The 2,842-nt window shown below is 63.4% G+C and carries 3 protein-coding genes and 1 pseudogene; 1 reads left to right on the top strand and 3 read right to left on the bottom strand.

The genetic code is table 11. The features are described 5' to 3' along the window. Positions 1-24 precede the first annotated feature (24 nt). Entirely contained in the window at positions 25-495 is a 471-nt protein-coding gene (locus tag ACIGKQ_RS25210; RefSeq protein WP_396575174.1) for an LGFP repeat-containing protein, read from the bottom strand. Between the two features lie 549 nt (positions 496-1,044). On the opposite strand from ACIGKQ_RS25210, the gene ACIGKQ_RS25205 reads away from it, so the two are divergent. Continuing rightward, entirely contained in the window at positions 1,045-1,584 is a 540-nt protein-coding gene (locus ACIGKQ_RS25205; RefSeq protein WP_287014789.1) for a hypothetical protein, read from the top strand. Positions 1,585-2,250: 666 nt separating this feature from the next. Here the strand turns inward: ACIGKQ_RS25205 and ACIGKQ_RS25200 are convergent. Next, positions 2,251-2,523 carry a hypothetical protein gene (locus ACIGKQ_RS25200; RefSeq protein WP_235723275.1) on the bottom strand — a complete coding sequence of 91 codons (273 nt, stop codon included), beginning with the start codon at positions 2,521-2,523 and terminating at the stop codon, positions 2,251-2,253. Between the two features lie 97 nt (positions 2,524-2,620). Then, positions 2,621-2,734, bottom strand: a pseudogene (locus tag ACIGKQ_RS25195) (hypothetical protein); the annotation flags it as partial. Positions 2,735-2,842: the final 108 nt, after the last annotated feature.

Here is a 2,842-nt window from a genome sequence, read left to right as displayed (position 1 = left end):
GATCGGGATGGTGAGTCCGGTCGACTACGAGAACGCCGCACTGACCGAGCCCGAAGCCGCATAGAGGAGTCCTCCACGATTCCGGGGGAACCACACGATCTCGTCGGTCTTCGGGTATTTGAGGAACCCGGTCTCATAGCCGTGATCGCCCCACTTGAACAAGAACTCGTGGGCGACCGGGTGCGCGCCGGTGGCCGCCGACCAGTAGATGTTGCCGCCGATGAACTCCGAACGCTTGCCGGTGTTGCCCGGGTTGGTCAGCTCATTGCTCTTGGGAAACAGCAGAAAACTCGTCGGTCCGCCCATCTGGTTGTACTTGTCGCGGATCGCACCGCACACCTGGAACGAGGTGGGCGGGTAGATCTGGCAGCCGGCCGCCACTGCCGCGGTAGCCGCTGCGGTGGCCGCGAAGTCCTGCACGGCTGGCGCGTTGCCCTCGTCGACGGTGGTGGCCGCAGCCGCGGCTGCAACCTCAGACGTGGTCTTGTCCTGCATAATCACTACTCCTTGCGATTGTTGAAATCGTCGCCTTCTAGTGGCGGCGAGTTGCTCGATGACGGTGACGAGCTAACGACAGACTGGCACCCCACACTGACAAGTTAGAGAACCTCCAGGTCACCACCTCATTCGACAGAAATACTCGTCGACCGTCCCGATGAATGCGTCGTGGACACCTGTCCTCAACACAACACCGCAGATAAATCACCCATTTCCCCACCACCGGAACCGCCGTCGGCGCCCACCTGTCAGACCGGCCCGGTACCTCTACGATCAGGTTGCACAGCAAGCCTTTACCGCCACTAACGCAGCCCGGCTGGCACCAGCACGCCACCGTCGCGGCGACACTGTCAACCACCGTGGAACCGTGAATACAGAAATTCGCTCAATCACCAGAAAAGGAGAATTAACCACATGGCAGATACATTGTTTGCCGATATTTCCGAATGGCAACCGGTATTCGATGACAGCTATCCCTACACATGGTTGTCAATTCGATCGAACGACGGCACATATCGCGACCGCAATTTCACACATAATTGGGATATGGCGCGGTCGTGGCTCGATTCCGGACGGTTGCGGGGACTGATCGTGTATTGCGTGTACCGGCGCAACTGGCGCGATGTGTTGGCTACCCACCTCGACCTGCAGGGCGAGAACCGCCCCGATGTCGTGTCGATGGTCGACGTGGAATCGTGGGGCGGACAGATCACCGGCGACAACAGCGACGCGATCAACCGGCTCGTCTGGGCGATCGGCGACTGGCGCGGCCCGCACATCCACGGCCGACCGCGCCGGGTGATCGGCTACCTCAACCCCCACGACGCCCACATCTGGCCCCACCGTCCACCGATCGGGTTCGTCGTCCCCTCCTACGGGTCGGCGCCGGTGTTCCCGCCCGGCACCGGAGACCTGGCAGCGCAGATGATCGCCCACCAGTACACCAACGGCCAGGGCTACGGCCACGGCCTGCCCGAGGGCTACGGCACCGTACGCTGCGACATGAACGCCGCCAACGGGTATGACCCCGACCAGCTGCGCACCGCCACCGGCATCGGACGGTCAGCGCGAACACCCGCCCGATGACCCCAGCCGCTGGCCGCGTCCGACTGTCACCCCCACCCCCTATCGTGCGAATACATGTTCGACCAGGAGGTGAGGGGTGACACGTCAGATCATCGGGCATCCCGGCAGCTATAGCCCAACCAACACCCACACCCCACGCCATCGTGACGTGAACGCCCATGCACGCCGATAACAGCGCCCACCTACGCGCTGCCGCCCGCCGCCGCCACGAACACACCCGCAACCGCGCCCTCGCCGCCCTCGACACACACCCCGGCCCCATCACAGTCTCAGAACTCGCCCGTACCGCCGCCGTCGCGCGATCGTGGATCTACACCCAACCTGACATCCTCGCCCGCATCAAAGCCTCAACCACCACCGACCGATCACCAACCCCCACCGCCGAGACCGAACCCCACCCCGACACCGCCGCTCGACGACCGAACGGCACAAACCACCACAGGAACCCGAACCTGGCAGCCGAAAATGCCGGCCTACGACACCAACTCGCTACCGCACACCGCCAGCTACACGCCACACACCGAAGGCACGACCGATAACCCTCCCATCACCACTCACCATCCTCAACACTGCCCCGCATCGCAGACAAAGCCTCCGGCATCGATGTTTCCGGCGATGACCGAATGCTCTACGGTCGCCTCCGAACCGATGTTGTGCCGCCTGCCCTCATGCCCGACCCTCTGCTGACGGTGAGCTCGGACCGGCATCGGCCGCCAGTCGGCGGGTACACACACCACGCAGGCGATCCCACGTGACATCGTCGACCCCCACGGGTGGGCCACCACGGAGCACCACCTGCAGGCGGGCGAAGTAGACGTGTTCGCTGATGCCGAAGGCCAGCCAGATGTCCTCGCTACTGCCCCCGCCGAACGGCGCCCACCGCAACGCGAACGCAACCATCACCCCGCGCTCGCGCCACCACTCCATCTGCCCAACCACATCGGTGAGTATCGCCGACCACACCACTCCCTGTCCCCGCGAAGCGGGACTGTCCGATATTCGGTGTAAGTGGGCGTGTATTCGAATTTCCTTTCGATCAGCGATCTTCGGCTGCTGGCATCCGGTCAGCGAACGTGATGGCCAGGGCGTTGAGCGCTGGCTTCCAGCGTGGGGCCGACTTGGTTTGACCGGTACCCTTCGGATCGGTTGGTGGAGTCTGGGCGCTGGGGAGTTGACCCCGGATCTTGGACACGTTGAATCCCGCATCTGTGCGGGAGGAAGCGAGATGATCAAGACATGGCCCGAAAGCACTATTCGG

Source organism: Gordonia sp. NPDC062954, assembly GCF_044543825.1.
Classification (GTDB): Bacteria; Actinomycetota; Actinomycetes; order Mycobacteriales; family Mycobacteriaceae; genus Gordonia; species Gordonia tangerina.
This window is presented reverse-complemented; position numbering and strand designations above follow the sequence as displayed.